The sequence below is a fragment of the Mycolicibacterium diernhoferi genome (assembly GCF_019456655.1).
In the GTDB taxonomy this organism is placed as follows: Bacteria; Actinomycetota; Actinomycetes; order Mycobacteriales; family Mycobacteriaceae; genus Mycobacterium; species Mycobacterium diernhoferi.
This window is the reverse complement of sequence record NZ_CP080332.1, coordinates 1,501,894-1,526,409: the sequence shown is the minus strand read 5'-3', so window position 1 is coordinate 1,526,409 and position 24,516 is coordinate 1,501,894. Positions and strand designations below refer to the sequence as shown.

22 protein-coding genes are annotated in these 24,516 nt (G+C 68.6%); 8 read left to right on the top strand and 14 right to left on the bottom strand.

Going from position 1 to position 24,516, the window contains the following annotated elements:
• Positions 1-4 precede the first annotated feature (4 nt).
• Complete coding sequence (locus tag K0O62_RS07270; RefSeq protein ID WP_073856503.1) at positions 5-856, bottom strand: bifunctional methylenetetrahydrofolate dehydrogenase/methenyltetrahydrofolate cyclohydrolase; 852 nt, start codon at positions 854-856, stop codon at positions 5-7.
• Positions 857-895: 39 nt separating this feature from the next.
• On the opposite strand from K0O62_RS07270, the gene K0O62_RS07265 reads away from it, so the two are divergent.
• The 3 genes from K0O62_RS07265 (at position 896) to K0O62_RS07255 (ending at position 5,775) form a co-directional block, all read left to right on the top strand.
• A complete protein-coding gene (locus tag K0O62_RS07265; protein ID WP_073856502.1) occupies positions 896-2,119 on the top strand; it encodes an NADH:flavin oxidoreductase in 1,224 nt (407 codons plus the stop codon).
• Between the two features lie 3 nt (positions 2,120-2,122).
• Positions 2,123-3,043 carry a diphosphate--fructose-6-phosphate 1-phosphotransferase gene (locus tag K0O62_RS07260; RefSeq protein ID WP_073856501.1) on the top strand — a complete coding sequence of 307 codons (921 nt, stop codon included), beginning with the start codon at positions 2,123-2,125 and terminating at the stop codon, positions 3,041-3,043.
• A gap of 92 nt (positions 3,044-3,135) precedes the next feature.
• Complete coding sequence (locus K0O62_RS07255; RefSeq protein ID WP_073856500.1) at positions 3,136-5,775, top strand: FHA domain-containing protein; 2,640 nt, start codon at positions 3,136-3,138, stop codon at positions 5,773-5,775.
• 268 nt (positions 5,776-6,043) lie between these two features.
• Here the strand turns inward: K0O62_RS07255 and K0O62_RS07250 are convergent, their stop codons facing one another.
• The 6 genes from K0O62_RS07250 to K0O62_RS07225 all read right to left on the bottom strand — a co-directional run bounded on the left by K0O62_RS07250 (position 6,044) and on the right by K0O62_RS07225 (position 11,298).
• Complete coding sequence (locus K0O62_RS07250; RefSeq protein ID WP_073856499.1) at positions 6,044-6,607, bottom strand: pentapeptide repeat-containing protein; 564 nt, start codon at positions 6,605-6,607, stop codon at positions 6,044-6,046.
• Positions 6,604-7,203 carry a GTP-binding protein gene (locus K0O62_RS07245; RefSeq protein ID WP_073856498.1) on the bottom strand — a complete coding sequence of 200 codons (600 nt, stop codon included), beginning with the start codon at positions 7,201-7,203 and terminating at the stop codon, positions 6,604-6,606. Before K0O62_RS07245 ends, K0O62_RS07250 begins: the two co-directional genes overlap by 4 nt.
• Positions 7,184-7,570, bottom strand: coding sequence for a DUF742 domain-containing protein (locus K0O62_RS07240; protein ID WP_073856497.1), 387 nt, complete (start codon positions 7,568-7,570; stop codon positions 7,184-7,186). The genes K0O62_RS07245 and K0O62_RS07240 overlap by 20 nt, the downstream gene beginning before the upstream one ends.
• 7 nt (positions 7,571-7,577) lie before the next feature.
• Entirely contained in the window at positions 7,578-7,976 is a 399-nt protein-coding gene (locus K0O62_RS07235; protein WP_073856496.1) for a roadblock/LC7 domain-containing protein, read from the bottom strand.
• Positions 7,973-10,468 (bottom strand): ATP-binding protein, encoded by a 2,496-nt coding sequence (locus K0O62_RS07230; protein WP_079244570.1) that lies wholly within the window; start codon positions 10,466-10,468, stop codon positions 7,973-7,975. The genes K0O62_RS07235 and K0O62_RS07230 overlap by 4 nt, the downstream gene beginning before the upstream one ends.
• 224 nt (positions 10,469-10,692) lie before the next feature.
• On the bottom strand, positions 10,693-11,298 hold the full coding sequence (locus tag K0O62_RS07225) for a class I SAM-dependent methyltransferase (protein ID WP_073856495.1): 606 nt from the start codon (positions 11,296-11,298) through the stop codon (positions 10,693-10,695).
• A 31-nt stretch (positions 11,299-11,329) separates the two neighbouring features.
• Between K0O62_RS07225 and K0O62_RS07220 the strand changes: the two genes are divergently transcribed.
• Positions 11,330-11,794, top strand: a complete 465-nt coding sequence (locus K0O62_RS07220; RefSeq protein ID WP_073856494.1) for a tRNA (cytidine(34)-2'-O)-methyltransferase — start codon at positions 11,330-11,332, stop codon at positions 11,792-11,794.
• A gap of 96 nt (positions 11,795-11,890) precedes the next feature.
• A complete protein-coding gene (locus tag K0O62_RS07215; protein ID WP_073856493.1) occupies positions 11,891-12,325 on the top strand; it encodes a TIGR03667 family PPOX class F420-dependent oxidoreductase in 435 nt (144 codons plus the stop codon).
• Between the two features lie 24 nt (positions 12,326-12,349).
• Here the strand turns inward: K0O62_RS07215 and K0O62_RS07210 are convergent, their stop codons facing one another.
• Positions 12,350-12,991 (bottom strand): nitroreductase family protein, encoded by a 642-nt coding sequence (locus K0O62_RS07210; protein ID WP_073856492.1) that lies wholly within the window; start codon positions 12,989-12,991, stop codon positions 12,350-12,352.
• 23 nt (positions 12,992-13,014) lie between these two features.
• Between K0O62_RS07210 and K0O62_RS07205 the strand changes: the two genes are divergently transcribed.
• Complete coding sequence (locus tag K0O62_RS07205; RefSeq protein WP_073856491.1) at positions 13,015-13,425, top strand: TIGR03667 family PPOX class F420-dependent oxidoreductase; 411 nt, start codon at positions 13,015-13,017, stop codon at positions 13,423-13,425.
• Between the two features lie 13 nt (positions 13,426-13,438).
• Here K0O62_RS07205 and K0O62_RS07200 read toward each other — a convergent pair whose 3' ends face one another.
• The 4 genes from K0O62_RS07200 to K0O62_RS07185 form a co-directional block, all read right to left on the bottom strand.
• On the bottom strand, positions 13,439-13,840 hold the full coding sequence (locus K0O62_RS07200; protein WP_073856490.1) for a tautomerase family protein: 402 nt from the start codon (positions 13,838-13,840) through the stop codon (positions 13,439-13,441).
• 73 nt (positions 13,841-13,913) lie between these two features.
• Positions 13,914-15,530 (bottom strand): benzoylformate decarboxylase, encoded by a 1,617-nt coding sequence (gene mdlC, locus K0O62_RS07195; protein WP_073856571.1) that lies wholly within the window; start codon positions 15,528-15,530, stop codon positions 13,914-13,916.
• Between the two features lie 167 nt (positions 15,531-15,697).
• A complete protein-coding gene (locus K0O62_RS07190; RefSeq protein WP_073856489.1) occupies positions 15,698-19,000 on the bottom strand; it encodes an error-prone DNA polymerase in 3,303 nt (1,100 codons plus the stop codon).
• Positions 19,001-19,031: 31 nt separating this feature from the next.
• Complete coding sequence (locus tag K0O62_RS07185; RefSeq protein ID WP_073856488.1) at positions 19,032-19,886, bottom strand: helix-turn-helix transcriptional regulator; 855 nt, start codon at positions 19,884-19,886, stop codon at positions 19,032-19,034.
• Positions 19,887-19,973: 87 nt separating this feature from the next.
• Here K0O62_RS07185 and K0O62_RS07180 point away from each other — a divergent pair, with 87 nt between their 5' ends.
• A complete protein-coding gene (locus K0O62_RS07180; protein ID WP_073856487.1) occupies positions 19,974-20,744 on the top strand; it encodes an SDR family NAD(P)-dependent oxidoreductase in 771 nt (256 codons plus the stop codon).
• A 66-nt stretch (positions 20,745-20,810) separates the two neighbouring features.
• A complete protein-coding gene (locus K0O62_RS07175; protein WP_073856486.1) occupies positions 20,811-22,112 on the top strand; it encodes an HNH endonuclease signature motif containing protein in 1,302 nt (433 codons plus the stop codon).
• On the opposite strand, the gene K0O62_RS07170 is transcribed toward K0O62_RS07175, so the two are convergent.
• Both K0O62_RS07170 and K0O62_RS07165 read right to left on the bottom strand, forming a co-directional pair.
• Positions 22,109-23,632 carry an APC family permease gene (locus K0O62_RS07170; RefSeq protein ID WP_073856485.1) on the bottom strand — a complete coding sequence of 508 codons (1,524 nt, stop codon included), beginning with the start codon at positions 23,630-23,632 and terminating at the stop codon, positions 22,109-22,111. The two genes, K0O62_RS07175 and K0O62_RS07170, sit on opposite strands and share 4 nt — an antisense overlap.
• Entirely contained in the window at positions 23,629-24,510 is an 882-nt protein-coding gene (locus tag K0O62_RS07165; RefSeq protein WP_073856484.1) for a universal stress protein, read from the bottom strand. The genes K0O62_RS07170 and K0O62_RS07165 overlap by 4 nt, the downstream gene beginning before the upstream one ends.
• Between the last annotated feature and the right edge of the window lie 6 nt (positions 24,511-24,516).

Sequence of the window (24,516 nt, the reverse complement as noted above, 5' to 3'; positions counted from 1 at the left end):
TCCGTCACGCCTCGCCGCGCTCCGCGCGCTCCACCACATTGGTCAGCAGGAACGCCCGGGTCAGCGGGCCCACCCCACCCGGATTCGGCGAGACGTGCCCGGCGACATCCCAGACGTCCGGGGCGACGTCGCCGGTGAGCTTGCCCTCCACCCTGCTGACGCCCACGTCGACGACCGCGGCGCCGGGCTTCACCATGTCGGCGGTCACCATGTACGGCACGCCGACCGCGGCGACGATGATGTCGGCTTGGCGGGTCAGCTCGGCGAGATTACGGGTTCCGGTGTGGCACAACGTCACCGTCGCGTTCTCCGAGCGGCGGGTCAGCAACAGCCCGAGCGGCCGGCCGACTGTGACACCCCGGCCGATCACCACCACGTGCGCGCCGGCGATGGGAACGTCGAAGCGGCGCAACAGGTGCACGATGCCACGGGGCGTGCAGGGCAGCGCCGCCTCCTTGCCGAGCACCAGCCGGCCCAGATTGGTCGGGTGCAACCCGTCGGCGTCCTTGTCCGGGTCGATCCGTTCCAGGGCGGCGTTCTCGTCCAGGTGCTTGGGCAGCGGCAACTGCACGATGTAGCCGGTGCACTCGGGGTTGGCGTTGAGTTCGTCGATGGTCTCGTCCAGGGTGGCCTGGCTGATGTCGGCGGGCAGGTCACGACGGATCGAGGTGATGCCCACCTTCGCGCAGTCGGCGTGCTTGCCGCGGACATAGGCCTGCGATCCCGGGTCGTCCCCGACCAGGATGGTACCCAGTCCGGGCGTGCGGCCCGCGGCCGTCAATTTCGCCACCCGATCCTTGAGATCGCTCAGGATCTCGTCTCGGGTGGCCTTACCGTCGAGTGTGCTCGCTCCCACGGGAGACATCATTCCACCCACATGGCAGGCTAACGATCCATGAACACCCCGTCAGAAGTGTTCACCGATGTGTTTGGCGAGGCCAAGCTCGGCCCGGTGACCCTGCGCAACCGCATTATCAAGGCCGCGACGTTCGAGGCCTCCACCCCGAACGCCCTGGTCACGGACGACCTGATCAAGTACCACCAGCTTCCCGCCGCGGGCGGGGTCGGCATGACCACGGTCGCCTACTGCGCGGTCGCTCCGGGCGGACGCACCGACGGCTGGCAGCTCTGGATGCGCCCGGAAGCGGTACCCGGGCTGACCAGGCTCACCGAGGCCGTGCACGCCGAGGGCGCGGCGATCAGCGCCCAGATCGGCCACGCCGGCCCGGTGGCCAACTCGCGGACCAACAAGGCCAAGGCGCTGGCGCCGGTGCGGTTCTTCAATCCGTTGTCCATGCGGTTCGCCAAGAAGGCCAGCGCCGAGGACATCCGCGAGGTCACCGAGGCGCACGCCAACGCCGCCCGGCTGGCCATCGACTCCGGGTTCGACGCCGTCGAGATCCACCTCGGCCACAACTATCTGGCGAGCTCGTTCCTGTCCCCGCTGATCAACCAGCGCCGCGACGAGTTCGGTGGGTCGCTGGAGAACCGCGCCAAGGTGGCCCGCGGTGCGGTGCGCGCGGTTCGCGACGCCGTGGACAGCTACGGCGACAAGAAGATCGCCGTCATCGCCAAACTCACCATGACCGACGGCATCCGCGGCGGCATCCCGGTCCACGAGGCACTGCAGACCGCCAAGTGGCTGGAGGAGGACGGCGGGCTGGACGCCCTGGAGCTCACCGCGGGCAGCTCGCTGGTCAACCCGATGTACCTGTTCCACGGCGAGGTCCCGCTCAAGGAATTCGCCGGGGCGTTCAAACCGCCGATCAGCTGGGGCATGCGGATGACCGGCAGGAAGTTCCTGCGGTATTACCCGTACCGGGAGGCCTATCTGCTGGATCTGGCCCGCAAGTTCCGGGCCGAGCTGAAGATGCCGCTGATCCTGCTCGGCGGCATCACCAATCGCGAGACCATGGACAAGGCGATGGCCGAGGGCTTCGAGTTCGTGGCGATGGGCCGTGCCCTGCTGGCCGAGCCGGACCTGATCAATCGGATCAAGGCCGACGGGCAGGCGCACACGGTCAAGTCGATCTGCGACCACTGCAACAAATGCATGCCGACCATCTACAGCCACACCCACTGTGTGTTGACCGGAGCGCCGGACACGCTCACCGTGTAATCCATGGACGTGCGCAGCACGGCGGAAGACGCGGCGGTGACCTACCGTTACGTCCGGGTCGGGCTGGTCGCCCTGGTGGTGTTCCTGCTGGTGTCGTTGGGCCTGACATGGGCGCACACCTGCCTGCAGGGATCGATCAGCGCGTTCTTCTACACCCGCACGCACGCCGTGTTCGTCGCCGCCCTGTGCGCGATGGGCAGTTGCCTGATCGTCTACCAGGGCAGCCGCCTCGGCGAGGACGCGCTGCTCAACTTCGCCGGGTTCCTGGCCTTCGTGGTGGCGCTGGTCCCGACCGGCAGCGCCGAGGTCTGCCAGCCCTGGCTGCCCACGGTGTCCGACCCGTTCGGTGCCACCGCCAACAACATGATCGCGCTGTTCGTCGCGGCCGCCGCGGGCATCGCGCTGTACCTGGCGCTGGAGCGCCTGCGGCCCAGCCAGCCGCCACCGACCTGCGCGGGCCCCGGCTGCACAGAGGTGAGCACCGGCTGGAAACGAGTGGCCCAGGTGCTCGGGGCGATCGAGCCGTGGCTGCCCAAGGTGCTGGCCGCGGCGGTGCTGCTCGGCGCGCTGCTCTTGTTCTGGCCGCCCTTCCGGGACCGGGTGCATGTCATCGCCGCCACCGCGTTGTTCCTGGCCATCACCCTGGTCGCGGTGTATCACGCCTGCTACGCGAAGGCCGCCGAGCGTGCCCGGCGGGCCCGGTTCTACGCGTGGATCGCGGTGCTGATGTTGCTCACCGTGGCGGCCACCATCGTCTTCCTGGCGATCGACGTGCACTACGCGGTGTTCGTCGCCGAACTGGTGCTGATCCTGCTGTTCGGCGTGTTCTGGGGGGTACAGACCTGGGATGTCTGGGATCTGTGGGACCGCTACCCCGAGGAGGCCGTACCCGCCCTGGCCGAGCAGGAGCCCACGGCCGCCTGACGGGCCGTCTCGATCTCGGCCGGGCAACGGTCACGACACAACACCTCCGCGGCCAGGCAGGCGTCGCAGTGCTACCGATACAGTTGGTCCCGATGAGCCGCCCTGTAACGCCCGCCCTGACCGTTAGGTACGAAGGGTCCTCACGCACCTTCTCCGCAGGCAATGACGTCGTCGTCGGCCGCGATCTGCGTGCCGATGTCCGCATCGCCCACCCCTTGATCTCCCGCGCGCATCTGGTGCTGCGTTTCGATCAGGGCCGGTGGATCGCCATCGACAACGGCAGCCTCAACGGCATGTATGTCAATGGCCAGCGGGTGCCGACCCTGGACATCGCCGACGGCCAGTACGTCAACATCGGTAATCCCGACGGCCCGCAGCTGGTCTTCGAGGTCGGCCGGCACCAGGGTTCGGTGGGCAGTCCCCCGCCGACGGCCGCGATGCACACCACCGGCGGACGGGCCGGCGCATCATGGCCGACCCAGCCCCCGACCCAGCCGGGCCCGCCGCCCGCCCCGCCGGCGTGGCCGACCGGCGGCACCCCGTCGCAGCCCGCCCCGCGGTACCCGTCCGGACCGCCGCCGCAGCCGCCCTACCCGACCGACCGGCAGCCGTATCCGAGTGGTCAGTACCCGAGCGCACCGCGGCCGGCCTACCCGCCGCAGCCGGCGTCGCGTTCGCAGCCGATGTACATCCCGCCGGCAGACCCGGCGCAGACCGCCATGGGCCCGACCGCAGTGGCCCGTCCGTCGGAGAACAATCTGGCGACCAGCATGCTCAAGATCCTGCGTCCCGGGAAGGCACCCGAGGTGCCCCCGGGCGGGATCAAGATCGGTCGCGCCACCGACAACGACATCGTCATCGCCGACGTCCTGGCGTCCCGGCACCACGCCACCCTGGTCACCGGGCCCGGTGGCACCGAGATCCTCGACAACCGCAGCATCAACGGCACCTTCGTCAACGGCCAGCGCGTCGATGACGCGCTGCTGCGCGAGGGTGATGTGGTCACCATCGGCAACGTCGACCTGGTGTTCACCGGCGGGACGCTGGTCCGCAAGTCGGAGACCCAGGCCGCCACCCGCACCGGTGGTCTGGAGGTCCGCGGCCTGACCTGGACCATCGAGGGCAACAAGACGCTGCTCGACAACATCTCGATCGACGCCCGCCCCGGCACGCTGACCGCGGTGATCGGCCCGTCCGGCGCCGGTAAGTCCACCTTCGCCAAGCAGGTCGCGGGGCTGACGCATCCGACCGACGGCCGGGTCAGCTTCGAGGGTCACGACATCCACGCCGAGTACGCCTCGCTGCGATCCCGAATCGGCATGGTCCCCCAGGACGATGTGGTGCACGGTCAGCTGACCGTCAAGCAGGCGCTGATGTACGCCGCCGAGCTGCGGCTGCCGCCGGACACCACCAAAGAGGACCGCGAACGCGTCGTCTTGCAGGTCCTCGAAGAGCTCGAGATGACAAAGCACCTGGAGACCCGGGTGGACAAGCTGTCCGGCGGGCAGCGCAAACGTGCCTCGGTGGCCCTCGAGCTGCTGACCGGTCCGTCGCTGCTGATCCTGGACGAGCCGACCTCGGGCCTGGACCCGGCGCTGGACCGCCAGGTGATGACGATGCTGCGCCAGCTCGCCGACGCCGGCCGCGTGGTGCTGGTGGTGACGCACTCGCTGACCTACCTCGATGTCTGCGATCAGGTGCTGCTGCTGGCTCCGGGCGGCAAGACGGCGTTCTACGGTCCGCCGAGTCAGATCGGACCGGAGCTGGGCACCACCAACTGGGCCGACATCTTCTCCTCGGTCGCCGGTGACCCCGACGAGTCGCATCAGCGCTACCTGGCCCGCAGCGGGCCGCCGCCGCAGGCCGAGGCCTCCTCGCAGCCGGCCGATCTCGGTAAGCCCGCGAAAACCAGTGTGCGCCGCCAGTTCTCCACGATCGCGCGCCGACAGATGCGGTTGATCGTCTCGGACCGCGGATATTTCGCGTTCCTGGCCGTGCTGCCGTTCATCATGGGTGTGCTGTCGCTCTCGGTGCCCGGCACCGTCGGGTTCGGCGTGCCCGACCCGATGGGCGACGCCCCCAACGAGCCGGGCCAGCTGCTGGTGTTGCTCAATGTGGGCGCCATCTTCATGGGTACCGCGCTGACCGTGCGTGATCTGATCGGCGAGCGCGCCATCTTCCGCCGCGAGCAGGCCGTCGGGTTGTCGACGACGGCGTATCTGATGGCCAAGGTGTGCATCTATGCGGTGTTCGCCATCATCCAGTCCTCCATCGTCACCGCGATTGCGATCGCCGGTAAGGGTGCGCCCACCCAGGGCTCCTTGACCTTCCTGAGTCCGACGCTGGAACTGTTCGTCGTGATGGCGGCGACGACGGTGACCGCCGCGATGGTCGGCCTGGCCCTGTCCGCGCTGGCCAAGTCCAATGAGCAGATCATGCCGCTGCTGGTGGTGGCGGTGATGAGCCAGTTGGTGTTCTCCGGCGGCATGATCCCGGTGACCGACCGCCTGGTGCTCGATCAGATGTCCTGGTTCACCCCGGCCCGGTGGGGTTTCGCGGCCTCGGCCTCGACGGTTGATCTGACCCATCTGGTGCCGGGCCCGCTGACGCCCAAGGACGCGCACTGGGAGCACACCGCATCGGCCTGGTGGTTCGATATGGGCATGCTGGCGCTGCTGAGCGTGGGCTACCTGTCGTTCGTGCGCTGGAAGATCCGGCTCAAGACGGCCTGAGTCGTCAAGGCCGTGCACGCGTCGGCCGCAGGGTGTGAGGACATGGCTCTGGAATCCCTAGGGCGAGATCGACCTGAGGGTTCCCCGATTCACCGGCTTCCGGCCGACCTACAACCCTGAGCTCGATCTCGCGCCGAGATCGCGCTCAGGGTCGCGAATTCCGGATTGTCGCGCGCAATCGGCGACCCTCACGTCGATCTCGCCCAAGCACGTGCGCGGGGATATCTGTCTGAAGCGGGCGTGTCGGGGCTGTCTCGGAGCTGCGCGGTTATTCGCCGTGGACGTCGAGCCCGTGCGCGGCGGCGAAGGCCAGTCCCTGCTCGATGTCGATGCGCGCGCCGCGCACCTTCGCGGTGGTCCAGAACGTCGGATCGACCCGGGCGCCGCGCAGGTCGGCCTCGTCGAACTTGGCGTTCTGCACCCGCGCGCCACTGAGGTCGGCGCGTTGCAGCACGGCCTTGCGCAGGTCCGCACCCACCAGATTGGCCTCGCGCAGCCGGCAGTCCGACAGGTCCACGGTGCGCAGATCGCACCCGCCGAGCACGCTCAGCGACAGGTCCACCTCGAGGAAGCGGACCGGCCGCAGCCGGGTTTCGGTGAACACCGAGCCCAGTAGGCTGCACTGCCGGAACGTGCTGTGCGACAGTGCGGCCCGGCGGAAGGTGCAGTTGCGGAACGCCGAGCCGAGGTGCTCGGACTCGGTGAGGTCGACGCCGCTGAAATCGCATTCGTCGAACACCACCCGCTCGGTGCGCAGCCGGCTGAGGTCCTCATCGCGGAAGTCGTGGCCGGTGAACTCGCGGTCCACCCAGACCTGGTCGGGTTCGGTCATGAGGCGGGCAGCGCCGACAGCGCGTACTCGGTCACCGTGATCAACGCGGCCCGCGCCGACTGTCCGTCGCGGGCGTCCACGGTGAGGATCGGGATGTGCTCCGGCAGTGCCAGCGCCTCGCGCACCGCGGGCACCGGATGTCGTGGCGCCCCGTCGAACTCGTTGATCGCCACGATGAACGGCAGCTTGCGGGCCTCGAAGAAGTCGATGGCGGCGAAACTGTCCTGCAGTCGGCGCAGGTCGACGAGGATGACCGCACCGATGGCGCCCCGGATCAGGTCGTCCCACATGAACCAGAACCGGCGCTGGCCGGGAGTTCCGAACAGGTAGAGGACGAGGTCGTCGGCCAGGGTGATCCGCCCGAAGTCCATCGCCACCGTGGTGGTGTTCTTGTGCGGGGTGGCCTCCAGTCCGTCGACTCCGGCCGACGCCATGGTCACCAGCGCCTCGGTGCGCAGCGGCATGATCTCCGAGACCGCGCCGACGAAGGTGGTCTTACCGGAGCCGAAACCACCGGAGATGACGATCTTGGTCGATGCGGACCGATCAAAGTGCCCAGCCGAGGCGGATGGCCGGTCATAGTGCCCGAAGGCCACGCAAAGTCCTCCCGATCAGTTCACGGCGGTCGTCGAGCGAGGCGGTGTCGCCCAACGTCGTGTGCACCCGAAGATACCCCTCCGCGAGGAGGTCTCCGATCAGCACACGCGCCACACCGAGCGGCAACTCCAGGCGCGCCGCGACCTCCGCGACCGAGGGATTGTTCTCGGCCAGAGCCAGGATCCGGGCCCGCACATCGCTGCGCGGCCAGCGCGGCGCCGACCCGGTCGCCGACGGGCTGACCGGCGCTTCCAGCGGTAGATCCACCCGCGCGGCGGTGCGCCCGGCGGTCAGGGTGTACGGCCGCACCATGGCCGCCACATCCACCGGATCGGTGGACTCCCAGGCGTCGAGCGGGGGCTGCATCGCGGACTCAGCTGTGGTGTCGGGCACGTCGTCCCGACTGGATGACATTGCCCACCCGTTCCACCAGAATTGCCATCTCGTAACCGATCTGGCCGATGTCGCAGGACCGGGTGGCCAGGGTGGCCAGGTTGGATCCGTCGCCGACGCGCATCAACAACAGGTAGCCGTTCTCCATCTCCACGATGGACTGCATGACGTGCCCGCCCGCGAACAGCTGCGCCGCACCGGTGGACAGGCTGGCCAACCCGGACGCCACCGCCGCCAGCTGATCGGCGCGTTCGGTGGGGATGTGCTCGCTGGCGGCCATCAACAATCCGTCCGCGGAGACCAGGACGGCGTGCGACACCCCGTCCACCTCGCGGGCGAACTTGGCGACCAACCAGTCCAGCGATTCGCGGGTACTCATGCGCGGTGTGATCCTCCGGTGTCCCGTGTCTGCGACCGGCCGGCGTGCACCCCGCCGAAGTGGCTGCTGAGGCTGGCCCGCACGGCTGCGGGATCCGGGAGCGGGCCGGTCGCGGGCTCCGTTGCCGGCGCGTCCTCGCCCTCGGCGAGGTCACCCGCCCCGGGCACCAGGCGTTCCCCGGGCACCCGGACCGGCAGCCCGGCCTCGGTGTGTTCGGTGACGGGAGCATCCTCAGCCGACGCGGCCGCCGACCAACCGTGGTCCCACACCGACTTCCAGTCCAGGTCGGTGCTCGCACCGAATTCGGTGGGATCGACCAACCATTCCGAGAGCATCTTCTGGTAGATGGCGTCATCGGCGGATCCGGTGTCCGCCGGTTGCGCCACCTGCTCGGGTTGCACCGGCGCCTCCCGAAATCCGCTGGATCCCGGATTGCGTTGTGGCAGTCCCGATGTCGGCGAGGCGACGGCATCATCGCCACCGGGATCGGGTACCGGCTCGACGTAGGGCGCGGGCTGTTGCGGCACCGCAGCGAAGGACAGCACCTCGGTCGCCGGGGCCGGCGCGAAGTCGGCGTGAACCGGATCGGCCGGCACGCCCGCAAGCAACTCCACCGGCACGTAGACACCCGCGGTGAGTCCCGAATTCGGTTCTCCGTCAACGGTACTGCGCAGCCGCACGACGAACCCGTGTTGGTCGGCCAGCCTTCCGACCACGAACAGACCCATGTGCCGGGCGGTGTACGGATTGACTTCACCACCGGATTTCAACCGGGTGTTGGCCACCCGCAGGTCCGCTTCGGCCATCCCGAGACCGGTGTCACCGACCTCGATGACGAGTGCGCCGTTACCGGTGCGCACCGCCGACACCCGCACCTGCGAGTCCGGTGGTGAATACCGCAACCCGTTGTCCATCAACTCGGCCAGCACATGCACCAGGTCCGCGGCCACCGCACCGCTGACCTCACAGTCCGCGACGATGTCGGTGACCACCCGGGTGTACTCCTCGACCTCGGAGGCCGCCGCGTTGATCACCGCGGCCACCGGCACCGGGCCGGCGTGCTCACGGGTGACTCTGGTGCCGGCGAGCACCAGCAGGTTGGCGCCGTTGCGACGCATCCGGGCGGCGAGGTGGTCCAGCCGGAACAGGCTGTCCAGGCGTTGCGGGTCCTGCTCATCGCGCTCGAGTCGGTCGATCAGTGCCAGCTGTTGATCGACCAGCGACCGGCTCCGCCGGGACAGCGTCTCGTACATGTCGCTGACCTGCACCTGCAACCGGGCCTGCTCGCCGGCCAGCAGCACGGCCTGTTCGTGCAGCTCGTCGACCGCGTGCGCGACCTGGCCGACCTCCTCGGTGGTGTGCACCGGGATCGGCCGAAGGGGTCCGGGGTCTCCCCCGGTGCGGACCTGCTCGAGTTCCCGCGCGAGTTCGGTGTGCGCGACCCTCAGCGCGCTGTCCCGTAACCGGCGCAGCGGCCCCACCAGGGACCGCGCCACCAGCACCACCACCAGCAACGCCAGCACGAGCATGGTGATCACGACGACGGCATCGCGGATGGCGGCGCTGCGCCGGTCGGCGGCCCGTTCGTCGACCGCGGCGGTCAACGATGCCGTCGTCGTGTCGATGAGCTCACCGGCGATGTCGTCGGTGACCTGAATGGACTGCGTCAGTTCCGGGTTGCCGACCAGCACCGCGGCCGGGTTGGCCATGATCGACATCCGCAGGATGAACTGCTCCTGCAGGATCTTCGCCTCTTCCGATCCGACACCGAGGATCTGCGTCATGCCGAACAGGGTGGACGGTTCGGTGCCGGCCACCGTGTTCATCGAGGTACGCAGTTCGGGTTCGGGGACCTCCCCGCCCAGGTTGACCAGCAACTGCTGCATCATCATCTGGCCGCGGGCGCCGATGGCGCGGGCCAGCCCCACGGCGTCGGAGCGGATCTGCGCGTCGTCGACCCGCACCGACCCGGTGATGGCGTCTTCGGCGGTCAGCAGCAGCGGCGCGTAGGTGGTGACCTTGTCCCGCAGGCTGATTGAGTTGGCCGTCGCCTTGTTCACCAGATCCTGGCCGCCCCGCAGGAGGGCGGTGACGCCGTCGCGCACATCGGGCACCACGTCCGTCCCGTCGAGCCGGCGTTCCAAGGCCACGCGGTTGGTGTCGAACTCGCTCAACGCGGACTGCGCACCGCCGCCCGCGGATCCGGCGAGGACGGCCGAGTCGAGCGCTGCCATATAGCTTTCGATCGCCGGGACCATCTCGGCGCGGTCCGCGGCACGCCGCAGATCGGCGGCCTCGGTGAAACCGGAGTAGATGCGCAGCCCGCCGAACGTCGCCGCCAGCACCAGCGGAACCAGCACGATGGCGAACACTTTCCAGCCCACGGGCCAGTTCGCCGGCGCCCACTGCGGCGGACGCTTCACGGCATGCGCTGCGGCGCTGTCGAATTCGTTGCGGACAGAGGTGACCGACGATGCGGCGCTCACCGTCATCAGGATCCGCGGATCGTTGTTGGCGCGTCGGTCATATGCTTCCTGCTTTGCCCACCATCGGGCCGGCGTGGCACGCCTGGCAATTTGTCGAGTATGGCAGTCGCGCGCAGCGGATTCCACACCTCACGACCGACCGCGCACAGTTCGTGACCGTTACGTTGCGCAGCTGTGGCGATGCACGAAAACAGGTTTGACGTCGGCGTCAGTTGATTTCGGCGAACTGTCTACACGTGCCGCAGCACTGCGACGAGGAAGTCCGAATCCTCGGTGAACGGCCGCAGATCCCACGTGGACAACAACAGGTCGGGTACCAGCCCGGCCTGTGCGGCGTCCGCGAGGAACTCCTCGTGCGGGTAGTCGCGGCCGGCGCCGAATCCGATGACCGCACGGCCGCCGGGCCCGAGATGGGCCCGCAGCCGCGCCAGCACCCGCCCCCGGGTGCTCGGGGCCAGGAAGGTCATCACATTGCCGGCCGACACGATGACGTCGAACGGTTCACCGAGCCCGCGCGCCGGCAGGTCGAGTTCGGCCAGGTCGCCGACCAGCCACCGCGGCCCCGGGTGGTCCTGCTCGGCGGCCGCGATGAGCGCCGGGTCCACGTCGACACCGACCACGTCGTGGCCGGCCGCGGCCAGATACCCACCCACCCGGCCCGGCCCGCACCCCGCGTCGAGGATCCGGGCGCCGCGCGGCGCCATCGCATCGATCAGCCGAGCCTCACCGGAAAGGTCCCGGCCCTCACGCTCCATCTCCCGGAAGCGTTCGATGTACCACTGCGAATGGCCGGGGTCGGCCGCGACTTTCTGCATCCAGAGGCTCTGCTCGACCATGCACCCATTATCCGCAGGGGATGATGGCCCGGTGTTCAAGGTGATGTTCTTCGAGCCGCGCATTGCGCCCAACACCGGCAATGCGATCAGGATGGTGGCCGCGACCGGGTGCGAACTGCACCTGGTCGAACCGCTGGGTTTCGACCTGTCCGAGCCCAAGCTGCGCCGGGCCGGGCTGGACTACCACGATCTGGCGTCGGTGACGGTGCATCCGGATCTGCCCGCGGCCTGGGCGTCCATCGCCCCGACCCGGGTGTATGCGTTCACCGCACACGCCGACCGGTCGTTCGCACAGGTCGACTACCAGCCCGGCGACGTGCTGATGTTCGGCCCGGAACCGACCGGTCTGGACGAGCAGACGCTGGCCGACCCGCACATCACCGCGCAGGTCCGCATCCCGATGCTGGCCGGGCGGCGGTCGTTGAACCTGTCCAACGCCGCGGCGGTGGCCGCCTACGAGGCCTGGCGCCAACAGGGGTTCACCGGCGCGGTCTGAGGCGGCGAAGTCAAGACCGATACTGCGAGATCAGCGCAGCGAAGTTGACCGGTTGACGAATAGCTGCCGCGGGCGCCGCGCCCCTACGTTGTTCGAATGGCAATCGAACTCACACCCGAAGTGATCGACCGGCTGGCCTCGGGCCGGTCCGCCTGGCTGACCACCGTTGCCAAGTCGGGTCAACCCGTCCCTCGGCTGGTGTGGTTCTACTTCGACGGCGCCGGCATCTTCGTCTACACCATGCCGGACGCGTTGCGGGTGCGGCACATCAAGAACAACCCGCTGGTGAGCCTGCACCTCGACTCAGATGGTCGCGATCGGGGCGTCGTCATCATCGGCGGGCCGGCGCATATCGACACCATCGGTGTCGATATGCGCCAGGACGAGCCGTACTGGACGAAGTACCTGGATCACGCCATCGAGATGGGGATCAACAACGACATGGTGGCCGACTACCACATGCGGCTGAGGATCGACATCCAGAAGGTGTGGACCACCCCGCCGGAAGCCCTGTTGACCGACGGCGATTGACCGCGGACGCCGGGTCCGGTCGGCCTACCAGGTGTCCCAGTGCGCGAAGTTCTCCGCCGGCAGCCGCTTGGCCTTCTTGAAATCGGTGCCCTTGGTGTAGGCGATCGGGAACAGGCCGCCCTGCGCGTACTGGTCGAACGGGATGCCCAGCACCTCGGCGGCCTGCTTCTCACCGTCACCGAGTAGGTGCAGCGTGGTCCATGCCGAGCCCAGCCCACGGGTCCGCAGCGCCAGCATGAAGCTCCACACCGCCGGCAGCAGCGAACCCCAGTAGGAGGCGCTCAGGCCGGCCGGGGCGCCGTCGGGGCGACCCTCCAGACACGGCACCAACAGCACCGGCGCCTTCTCGAAGTTGTCGGTCAGGAACTGGGCCGACCCGATCACCCGGTCGATCTGCTCGTCGCGGATGTCGCCGCGCTCCGGCTTGGGTGCGGCGAGGTAGGGGTTGGCGGCAGCGCGGTAGATGTCGGCCAGCGCCTTCTTCTTGGCCGGATCCTCGACGAAAACCCATTGCCACCCTTGCGCATTGGAACCTGTCGGCGCCTGCAGCGCGATGTCGAGGCATTCCAGCAGGACCTCGCGGGGCACCGGCTTGTCGAAGTCGAGTCGCTTACGCACCGAACGCGTGGTGGTCAGGACTTCTTCCGCAGTCAGGTTGAGTGTCATACCGCGAGACTACATTCGCGTACATGACTGCAAACCTGACTCAGGAAGTCACCGAACGCCTGGTGTCCGACCACTACGGGTGGCTGACCACCGTCACGAAATCCGGGATGCCGGTGCCGAAACTGGTGTGGTTCTTCTTCGACGGCGCCGAGATCGTCGTCTACACCGCGCCGGGATCGGCCAAGGTGCGTCATGTCCGGGAGCACCCGCAGGTCAGCCTGAACCTCGATTCCGACGGTCACGGCGGCGGGATCATCGTGCTCGGTGGGCAGGCGCGAGTGGATGCCGAGGACGCCGATCCCCGCGAGGACGGGTCCTATTGGGCGAAGTACGGCCCGGCCGCGGATCAGTTCGGGTTGACCGAGTCGATGTCCGGCTACGGCGCCCGGTTGCGGATCAGCATCGACAAGGTGTGGACGACACCCGAAGCCTGAGGCGTACCGCCCACTAGTGGCCCGCCGCCGCGATCCAGGCCGCTTCCTCCCCGGGGGCGGGCAGCACCCGCCCTCCTTCCACGGCGTAATGGGCCGGGCTGGATTCGAAGACGACCAGCACCCGCTCAGCCGGGATGCCGGTGACCCGGGTGGCCGCGGCGGCGACCTCGGTGGCCAGCCGGGTGGTTTCGGCTTCGGGATGACCGTCGCGCACCCACCCGGTGATCAGCAGCGGGCGGGAGGGCTTGGCGTCGGTGTAGACGGCGTCGGTCGGCAGCTCGTTGAAGATGACGTTGACGTAGGTGCTGGGCACGTGGTTGATCTCGGAGTGGATCCGGGTGATCTCGCCGGCCAGGGTGGCCTTGTCGTCACCGGACAGGGTGTCCCGCGCTGTGGTGCAGGTGTAGATGGGCATGACGTGCTCCTGAAAAGTGAGTGAGGGGGTGGGAGCCCGGCGGGGTCTCCCCCGCCGGGCCACCGATGGATCGTTATCCGAGATGCGGCATCTCCTGCTGCGTCGGGACCACCAGGACGGTGGGGCCCTCGGCCGCCACGGCCTCCTTGAACTCGCGGGCGAGTTCTTCGGTGGTGCTGACGTTGGCGGTCCGGCATCCGAATCCGGTTGCCAGCGAGCCGATGTCGAGTCCGGGCAGATCCAGCGCCGGGACGTTGGGGGTCTCTTCGAGCTCTGCGAAGGACTTCAGGATCGCGTACGCGCCGTTGCGCAGCACGACGAAGACGATCGGCAACTTGTGCTGGGCGGCCGTCCAGATCGCCTGGATGGAGTACTGGAACGACCCGTCGCCGATGGTGGCGACGATGTGCCGGTCGACGCCCCGCTCGCGGTCACCGAGCGCCAGGCCGACCGCGGCCGGGACACCCCAGCCGATCCCGCCGCTGCCGGTGGCGAAGAAGCTCTCCCGCCGGCTGGTGGGCAGCCACTGCAGCAGTTCGGCCAGCGTCGAGGTGGACTCCATGACGACCGCGGCGTCGTCGGGCTTGACGGTGCTCAGGGTGTGGTAGACCTCGTCGGCCGTCAGCGGCTCCGACGGGGCGGAGGTCTGCACGTCGCGGTCCCGGTTCAACGGGGCCGGCGGGGTGCGGCCGACGGGCACGTCGATCATCTCGACCAGTTGTTCCAGGGCGATGCGGGGATCGCCGACCAGGCTGTCACCGACCGGGGCGACGGCCGCCAGATGCGGGTCGACGGTGACCTGGATGAGCTCGGCGCCCTCGGGCAGGTAGTCCCCCGCCACGTAGGGGTAGTAGCGGAAGACCTGGGCGCCGATGACGATGACGAGGTCATGCCCGCGCAGGGCCTTGTTGGTCTCGTCGATGGTCAGCGGCAGCGGACCGGCATACAGCGGGTGGGTCTCGGGGAACGAGCACCGGTCGCTCAGCGCGCTGCCGTGCACCGGGGCGCCCAGCTTCTCGGCGAACGCGATGCCCGCGTCCCAGCCGCCGGCCCGGTCCACCTCGGGGCCCAGGACCAGCACCGGGTTCTGGGCGCGGTTGATCCGGTCGGCAAACTCGCGCAGCCGGGCGCCGTCGGGGGCGGTGTGCTCGCTGATGCTGCGCACCACGGCCGGGCCCAGTGCCGGCTTCTGCCAGTCGTCCAGCGGAATCGACAGGTACACCGGCCCTTTGGGCTCCTGCATGGCGACCGCGTAGGCCTGCATGAAGGCGGCGGGCACGTCCTCGGGGCGCACCGGCTCGTAGGACCACTTGACCCACGGTTTGGGCATCTCGGTGGCGTCCGGGTTGTTCAGGTAGGGATCGATGACCGACATCTCGCGGGTCTGCTGGCCCGCGGTGACGATCAGCGGGGTGTTGGCGCGGTAGGCGGCGACCAGGCTGCCCATCGCGTTACCGGTGCCGGCGGCGGTGTGCAGGTTGACCAGGGCCGGCTTGCCAGTGGCCTGGGAGAAGCCGTCGGCCATGGCCAGCGCGGAGGCCTCCTGCAGGGCGAGGACGTAGGTGAAATCCTCCGGGAAGTCCTGCAGAAAGGTCTCTTCCGTGGAGCCCGGGTTACCGAACACCGTGGTGATGCCCAGTGTGCGGAGCAGATCGAAGGTGACGTCTTGGATGGTGGGTTCGGTGGTCATCGGATTCACCAGCTTTCGTGGGAGGGAATGGACTCGGCCTACCGGCGGTTGCTGATAAGCGCTGGTGATGACTCTGGTCCTGTTTTGCCGTGCGAACATCACTGCTCACCGCCAATGACCCCTGCGCCTCCCCGCACTCTGTGATGGGGGTTAGCCGGTAGTCCGGCTCACTGGAAGTCCCGGGACCGGGACCGCACCTTCAGGTCTACCGGGCTCATCCGGTCGGCCAGCACGGTGACCGCACCGGTGGCGTTCTGCACGATGCCCCGGATGATCAGCGCCGGGGCGCTCTGCGCCAGCTTGCGGTGCCGGGCCCACACCCCCGGCGCACACAGCACGTTGACCATGCCGGTCTCGTCCTCCAGGTTGACGAAGGTGACGCCCTGCGCGGTGGCCGGACGCTGCCGGTGGGTCACCGCACCGGCCACCAGGATCCGGGTGCCGTCGGGCACCGTCAGCAACTCGGCGGCGGGCACGACACCCATCGCCGCCAGATCCTCGCGCAGGAACTGGGTGGGGTAGCTGTCCGGGGAGACACCGGTGGCCCACACGTCGGCGGCCGCCAGTTCCAGCGCGCTCATCCCCGGCAGCGGCGGAATGTGTGAGGACGACCCCACTCCCGGTAACCGGTCCGGACGCTCCGCGGCCGCCGCGCCTGCGGCCCACAGCCCTTCGCGACGGGTGATCCCGAAACAGCCGAGCGCACCCGCGGTCGCCAGCGCCTCGGTCTGCGGCACCGAAAGCTGCACTCGGGCAGTAAGATCCAGCAGGGATGCGAACGGCCCGTTCGCCGTCCGATCGTCGACGATCCGTTGCGCCAGTTCGTCGCCGATGTACCGGACACTGCCCAGGCCCATCCGCACATCCAGCCCGTCGTTCTCACAGGTCGCATGTGCCAGGGCGGCGTTGACGTCCGGCCCGTGTACGGCCACCCCGTGCCGGCGGGCATCGGCCACCAACGACTGCGGCGAGTAGAAACCCATCGGCTGAGCCCGTAACAGCGCCGCGCAGAACACCGCCGGATGGTGCAACTTGAACCACGACGAGTAGAACACCAGCGAGGCGAAGCTCAGCGAATGACTCTCCGGGAAACCGAAATTGGCGAACGCTTCCAGCTTCTCGTAGATCTTCTCGGCCACCGCACCGGTGATGCCGTGCCGGTCCCGCATGCCCTGGTAGAACCGGTCGCGCAGCCGGCGCATCTTCTCGGTCGATCGTTTCGAGCCCATCGCCCGGCGCAGCTGATCCGCCTCGGCCGGGGTGAACCCGGCACAATCCACCGCCAACTGCATCAGCTGCTCCTGGAACAACGGCACACCGAGGGTTTTGCGCAACGCCGGCTCCATCGACGGGTGATCGTAGACGACCGGTTCGATACCGTTGCGCCGCTTGATGTACGGGTGCACCGACCCGCCCTGGATGGGGCCGGGACGGATCAGGGCGACCTCGACCACCAGGTCGTAGAAGATCCTCGGTTTGAGCCTGGGCAGGGTGGCCATCTGCGCGCGGGACTCGACCTGGAACACCCCGACCGAATCAGCGCGCCGCAGCATCTCGTAGACCGCCGGCTCGGACAGATCCAGCTTCGACAGGTCCACCTCGATGCCCTTGTGCTCGCGCACCAGATCGATGGCGTAGTGCAGAGCCGACAGCATGCCGAGCCCGAGCAGGTCGAACTTCACCAGACCGATTGCCGCGCAGTCGTCTTTGTCCCACTGCAGCACACTGCGGTTCGCCATGCGGGCCCACTCCACCGGACACACATCGGCGATCGGGCGGTCGCAGATCACCATGCCGCCGGAGTGGATACCCATGTGCCGGGGCAGGTTGGAGATCTGGGTGGCCAGCTCCACCACCTGCTCGGGAATGTCCTCCACATCGGGTGAGTCGGCCAACCCGTTCCACCGGCTGATCTGCTTGCTCCAGGCGTCCTGCTGGCCCTGCGAGAAGCCCAGCGCCCGGGCCATGTCGCGGATGGCGCTGCGCCCCCGATAGGTGATGACGTTGGCGACCTGGGCGGCGTAGTCACGGCCGTAACGGTCATAGACGTACTGGATGACGTTCTCGCGCAGGTCCGATTCGATGTCGATGTCGATGTCCGGAGGGCCGTCCCGGGCCGGCGACAGGAATCGTTCGAACAGCAACTCGTTGGCGATCGGGTCGACGTTGGTGACCTTGAGCGCGTAGCAGACCGCCGAATTGGCCGCCGATCCCCGACCCTGGCACAGGATGGCGCTCTCCCGGCAGAACCGGGTGATGTCGTGCACCACCAGGAAATAGCCGGGAAAGTCCAGTTTGTCGATGATCGCCAGCTCGTGTTCGATCTGCGCGTAGGCCTTGGGCGCCCGCTCCGGCGGGCCGTAGCGTTCCCGGGCGCCGTCGCGCACCAGTTTGCGCAGCCAGCTCGATTCGGTGTGCCCGTCCGGCACGTCGAACGGCGGCAGTTGCGGGGCGATCAGCGCCAGACCGAAGGCGCACTGCTCCCCCAGGTCGGCGGCTGCGGTCACGATGCCGGGACCGAAGAGCCGGGACATCTCCTCCCCCGACCGCAGATGCGCCCCGCCCAGCGGCGCCAGCCAGCCGGCTGCGGCGTCCATCGAATTGCGGGCCCGGATGGCCGCCATCGCCATTGCCAGCCGGCCGCGGGACGGGGCCGCGAAGTGCGCCCCGGTGGTGGCGACCACGTTCACGCCGTAGCGCGGTGCCAGCGCGGCCAGCGCCGCATTGCGTTCGTCATCGGCCGGGTGGCCGTGATGGGTGAGTTCGACGCTGACCCGGTCGGCGCCGAACCGGTCCACCAGATCGGCCAGCGCGCGGCCCGCAGCGTCCGGGCCGCCTTGGGTAAAGGCTTGTTGCACATGACCTTTACGACAGCCGGTGAGGATGTGCCAGTGCCCGCCGGCGGCCTCGGTCAGCGTGTCGAAGTCATACCGCGGCTTACCCTTCTCCCCGCCGGCCAGATGTGCCGCCGAGATCTGGCGGGACAGCCGCCGGTAGCCCTCCGGACCGCGGGCCAGCACCAGCAGATGCGGGCCGGGTGGGTCGGGCTGCTCGGTGCGCGGCACATTGCCCAGCGACAGTTCGGCGCCGAAGACGGTGGACATGCCCAGCTCGCGGGCGGCCTCGGCGAACCGCACCACGCCGTAGAGACCGTCGTGGTCGGTCAGCGCGATGGCCCGCAGGTCCAGCCGGGCCGCCTCCTCCACCAGTTCCTCCGGGGTGCCGGCCCCGTCCAGGAAGCTGTAGGCCGAATGCGCGTGCAGTTCGGCGTACGGGACCGCCGAGCGTTCCCGCGCCTTTCCGGCGGATTCGTAGGCGCCGCGCTTGCGGGACCAGGCGGGACTGTCACCACCGTCGCCCGGGGGTGCCAGCGGCAGGCCGGAGCGCGGCGGCTTCTTGCCGGGGCGGGGCCTGCCGTTCAGCACCCGCTCCATCTCGGGCCATGTCGACGGCCCATCGTTCCACCCCACACCGGCAGTATATCGAACATGTGTTCGACAGTCAGCCGGGCGCATCCATCCGCTGAGTCCCCAGCACCGACAGCAGCCGCAGCGCCTCCTCCGACGGTGATCCCGGCTGCGCGGTATAAATCACCACCTGCTGATCGCGGTCGGCGATGTCGAGCACATCGCAGTTCACCGACACCGCCCCGACCACCGGATGCGCGAACGTCTTACACAGCGCCACCCGGTCGACGATGTCGTGCGACTCCCACAGCGTCCTGAACTCCTCGCTACCGGAAAGCAGCTCCTCCACGAGGCCGGCGACCTCGGGATCGTCGGGGTAGCGGGCCGCTGCCGCACGCAGCTGCTTGGCACTGGTACGCGCGAACTCGTCGACGTCGGACACCCCGTAAAGCCGTCGCCCACCCGGCCCCTTCGGCCCCAGAAACACCCGGCGCAGCAGATTGCGGTCCCGGCGCGGCAGCGCCGAGAAGTCCTCCATCAGCGCGCAGGCCAGATCATTCCAGGCCAGCACCTCGTGGGTCGCCGACAGCACGATCGCCGCCGCCTGAGGCAGCCGGTACAGCAGATCCAGGATGCTCTGGCGCACCGCCCGCGGCGGGCCCACCGGGCGCTGCGGTTCGACACCGGCCAGCAGGTGCAGATGAGCGCGCTCGCTGTCGGTCAACCGCAGCGCGCGGGTCAGCCCCTCGAGCACCTCCCGGGAGGGGTGCGGCGCGCGGGCCTGCTCGAGGCGGGTGTAGTACTCGGTGGAGATGAAGGCCAGATGAGCGACCTCGTCGCGGCGCAGGCCCGGGGTGTGCCGACGCGGGCCCGCCGGCAGGCCCACATCGGCGGGGGCGATCCGCTCCCGCCTGCTGCGCAGGAACGCCCCCAACTCACGTTTGTCCACGTCCCCATTGTCCGGACCGGGACCGATCGCAGCCAGGTATCGGTGGTACCTGGATCCGAACTCCGGCCCGGGCGCAGGCTCGACACCATGACGACGAAGACGGGCCTGCTGGCCGACAAAGTTGCATTCATCTCCGGCGCCGGGCGCGGCATCGGCGCCGCCGCGGCACGACTGTTCGCCCGGGAAGGTGCGACGGTGCTGTTGGCCGCCAGGACCGAGAGCCAACTCAAGACGGTCACCGAGGACATCCGGGCGGCCGGTGGCACCGCCGACTACATCGTGTGCGACCTCGCCGACGGCGCCAGTGTGCACGCTGCCGTGCAGCGCGCCCTCGACCTGTGGGGCCGGCTGGACATCGCCTTCAACAACGGGGCCGTCAACACGTCACCCGGGCCGCTCGACACGGTGACCGAGGCCGACTTCGATCACGTCTACTCGGTCAACCTCAAGGGTGTCTGGCTGGCGATCAGCGCCCAGGTCGCCGCCATCCGGGCCACCTCCGGGTCCGGCGCCATCGTGAACACCTCCAGTGTGGGCAGTCTGCGCGGCAACCCGGCGCTGCCGGCGTACGGCGCGATGAAGCGCGCGGTGAACAGTCTGACCGAATCGGCGGCAATCACCTACGGGCCGGAGGGAATCCGGGTCAATGCCATCACCCCCGGGACCACGCTGACCGAGATGATCCGAGATTGGGATGCCGAAAGTCCCGGTGTGATCGACGATCTGGTGGCCCAGACCCCGTTGGGACGGGCGGCGGCACCCGAGGAGATCGCCGAGGCTGCGGCCTGGCTGCTCAGCGACCGGGCCTCCTATGTCACCGGGGCGGTGCTGCGCGTCGACGGCGGGACCTTGGTCTGAACGGATCGTACCCCGTTGCGGTGCGCAGGCTCGGAACTTGTCGGACCCCTCTGCGAGAATGTTGGTATGCCGCCCCCGACAACATCTTTCGCCGAGAATTACGTCGAGCCGCGGCTGGATGCGTTGTTCGCGGAGATCGCGGAGCTGACCGGGCAGCGCAACGCCATCGATGGTCGGTTGGTGGAGATCATCGCCGAGATCGACGGCAGAGGTGCGGCCGACGGCAACCCGCTGTGGGGTGCCACCGGATGCCGTTCGATCGAGTCGTTGGTGGCCTGGAAGGCCGGAGTGACCCCGCGCAATGCCGAGACCATGGTCGCCGTGGCGCACCGCCTCGACGAGTTGCCGCGTCTGGCACAGGGATTGCGGGAGGGCCGGTTGTCGCTGGACCGGGTCGCGGTGATCGCCGAACGGGCCGGCGCGGGCTGCGATGACCACTACGCGAATCTGGTGCAGTACGCCACGGTCACCCAGCTGCGGACCGCGGTCAAGCAGGAACCCCGCCCCGATCCCGACCGCAAGCCCGAACCCAAGCGCGGGTTCAGTTCCTATGACAGTGACGGGTATACGACGTACAAGATCCGGTTGCCGAAGCTGGAGGCCGCGAAGTTCGACGCGGCGGTGGCCTCGCACAAGGACGCGTTGGTCGCGGACTGGCGACGTGATCACGACGCCGGTGACAGTGACGATGAGCAGGCCGGTGCGCAGACCTGCGAGCAGGCACCGCCCTTCCCGGACACCGTCGATGCGTTCATGAGCCTGATCGAGGCCGGCTGGGACACCGATGTCGCCGCGCGCCCGCACGGTGCCCGCACCACCGTCGTGGCGCACGTCGACCTGGACCGCCACGCCGACAAACCGGTCGCCGCCCTGCATCTGGGAGCCGCCCTCACCGATGAGGAACGCCGCTACCTGCTCTGCGACGCCACCTGCGAGGTGTGGTTCGAACGCCACGGCACCCCGATCGGGGCCGGGCGGACCACCCGCACCATCAGCCGCCGACTCCGCCGAGCCCTGGAGTACCGGGATAAGTCGTGTGTGGTGCCCGGCTGCGGGTCCACCCGCGGTCTGCACGCCCATCACCTCGTGCACTGGGAGAACGGCGGGGCTACCGAGCTCTCAAATCTGGTGCTGCTCTGCCCGTTTCACCATCGCACGCATCACCGCGGTGATATCACCCTCACCGGGCCCGCCGACCGGCTGGTGGTCATCGACAGCGACGGAAATCCGATGACCGGGGCATCCCTGGCCCGACCACCCACCACAGACCCACCAGACGTACCACCGTGCAAAGGGCCGACCGGCGAACGCGCCCAATGGTGGTGGTACACACCGTTCGAGCCAAAGCCCCCGCCGGCGAGCAGTTAGCCCTTGAGCGCCGGCGTCTCGCGGCGCAGCGTCTCGCCGGCGAAGAACTCCGGGCTGCGCGCCCGCATCACCATCATCAGCACCGCACCGAGGGCCAGCAGTCCGAACCCGATGAAGAACACCAGCCCGATGCCACCGATCGCGGCCCCGCTACCGTTCTCCGGGTTCATGCTCTCGCCGACCGCGATGCCGAACACGAGGGCCAGCATCAACCCACCCAGAAGCGGGAACAGGAACTTGAACACGGTGTTGTGCACGTTGTCGAACAACTCCCGGCGGAAGAACCAGACGCAGGCGAACGCGGTGATGCCGTAGTACCAGCAGATCATGATGCCCAGCGCCGCGATGGTGTCCCACAACGCCTTGTCCGACAGGATCATCACCACGGTGTAGAAGCTGCCGGTGACCACCGCGGCGACGACCGTGGAATAGACCGGGGTCAGGAAGCGCGGGCTCACCTCGGCGAAGCGGGCCGGGAACGCCTTGTAGGCCCCCATCGCGAGCATGGCCCGTGCCGCGGGCAGGAAGGTGGTCTGCAGGCTGGCCATCGAGGAGGCGAACACCGCGAGGTAGAGCAGCGGGCCGAACCAGTCGCCCAGGATCGGGTCGGCCAGGGCACCGAACACGTTCTCCGAGTTGTCCGGATTGCCCAGCCCCAGCCCCTCTTCGCCGACGCCGGCGTACATCATCACCGCGACCGCGATCAGCAGATAGGTGATCAGGATCGAGATCACGCACAACAACCCGGCCCGCCCCGGTACCTTGTCCGGGTCCTTGGACTCCTCGCCCAGGGTCAGGCAGGTGTCCCAACCCCAGAACGCGAAGATGGATCCGGTCAGCCCGATCGCGAACACCCCGAGCGTCAGCCCGGTGAACGGATTGAACCAGTCCAGGTCGAAGCTCAGCCCCGCCGGCGCATCACCGCGTGCGACGTGCACGAAGGCGGCGATGGCGAACACCACCAGCACCACCAACTGGAACGCCACCAGCACGTACTGCACCCGTTCGCTGGTGGTGATCCCCCGGCAGGCGATCAGCGCGGCGATCGCGATGAAGACCAGGGTGGTGGCGATGTTGACCGGTTTGTTGCCCGCGATGTCCGCGATCTCGGGGGTGTTCGCGACACGGGCGATGAGCAGATAGAAGAACTCCACCGCGATCGCCGCCAGGTTGGAGAGCACGATGATGGAGGCGACCACCATTCCCCACCCGCACATCCAGCCGACATACGGCCCGAAAGCCTTGGTGGACCAGGTGAACGACGCCCCGCAGTCCGGAGCCCGCGAATTCAGTTCGCGATAGGCGTAGGCGGTCAGGAACATCGGGATGAAGCCGGCGATGAAGATTGCGGGCATCTTCAATCCGACCGCCGCGACGATCACCCCGATGCTCGCCGTCAGCGTGTAACCGGGTGCCACACAAGAAATTCCGAGCATGGCGCCCGACAGCGTGCCGACCTTACCCTCGGCCAGGCCCTTATGGATCGTCCCGGTGACCGCATCGGCCTGCCGATCGGTCATGAGGTCTCCTCGTCGGTGGTTCTGGGAACCACGATCATCGGGACGTCGAGCACCCGCAGCATCTTGGCCGCCGTGGAACCGAGGAACAACCGGCGCGGTGCGGCCAGCCGGCTGGAGCCGACCATGATGACGTCACCGTCGCGCCACGGCAATCGACTCACCGCATCCTCCACCGAGCTGCCGTCGGCAACCGTGGCGGTGACCGAGAACCCCTCGGGCAGGCCGACTTTTGCCTCGTCCAATGCTCGGTGGGCGTGATCCAGCGCCCGCGCGCGATGCGCGTCGGCGTCCCCGCGCAACGAGCCGACCATCGGATCCAGGGTCACCAGCGATACCAGCCGGAGTGGGACGCCGGCGGCTTCACACGCCCGCACAGCGGTGCTCAGCAACACGTCGGCGCCGGGACGCTGACCGATGGCGCAGGTCACCTCCCGCACCCGCGCCACCGACGACAACCGAGTTCCTTTCGGGGCAACCGCCACCGGGACATGTGCCGAATGCAACAGTTCGTTGACCACCGAACCGAGGGAGTAACTTCCGGCCAGCCCGCCGCCCGACCCGCCGACGATGACCGCCTGTGCACCCAGGCGGTGTGCCTCCCGGAGCAACCCGTCGGCGGTGGACTCGCTGAAACTCACGTGCGGGTGCGCCACAACATCGTCGGGTACCTCGGCCAGCGCATCGGCCAACCACTGCCCGGCCTGTTCGGCGAGCAGTTCCTCATAGCCTCCGGTGGAGACCTTCGCGGGCACACCCCGGTCCGGGGGCAGCACCATGCACACGTCCAGCTCGGCGCCCAGGCTGCGGGCGAACCGGACGCCGAGGGCGACCGCGTCCGCTCCGCCGGGGGTGGCGAGGTATCCGACAACCAATCTCATCGGTTC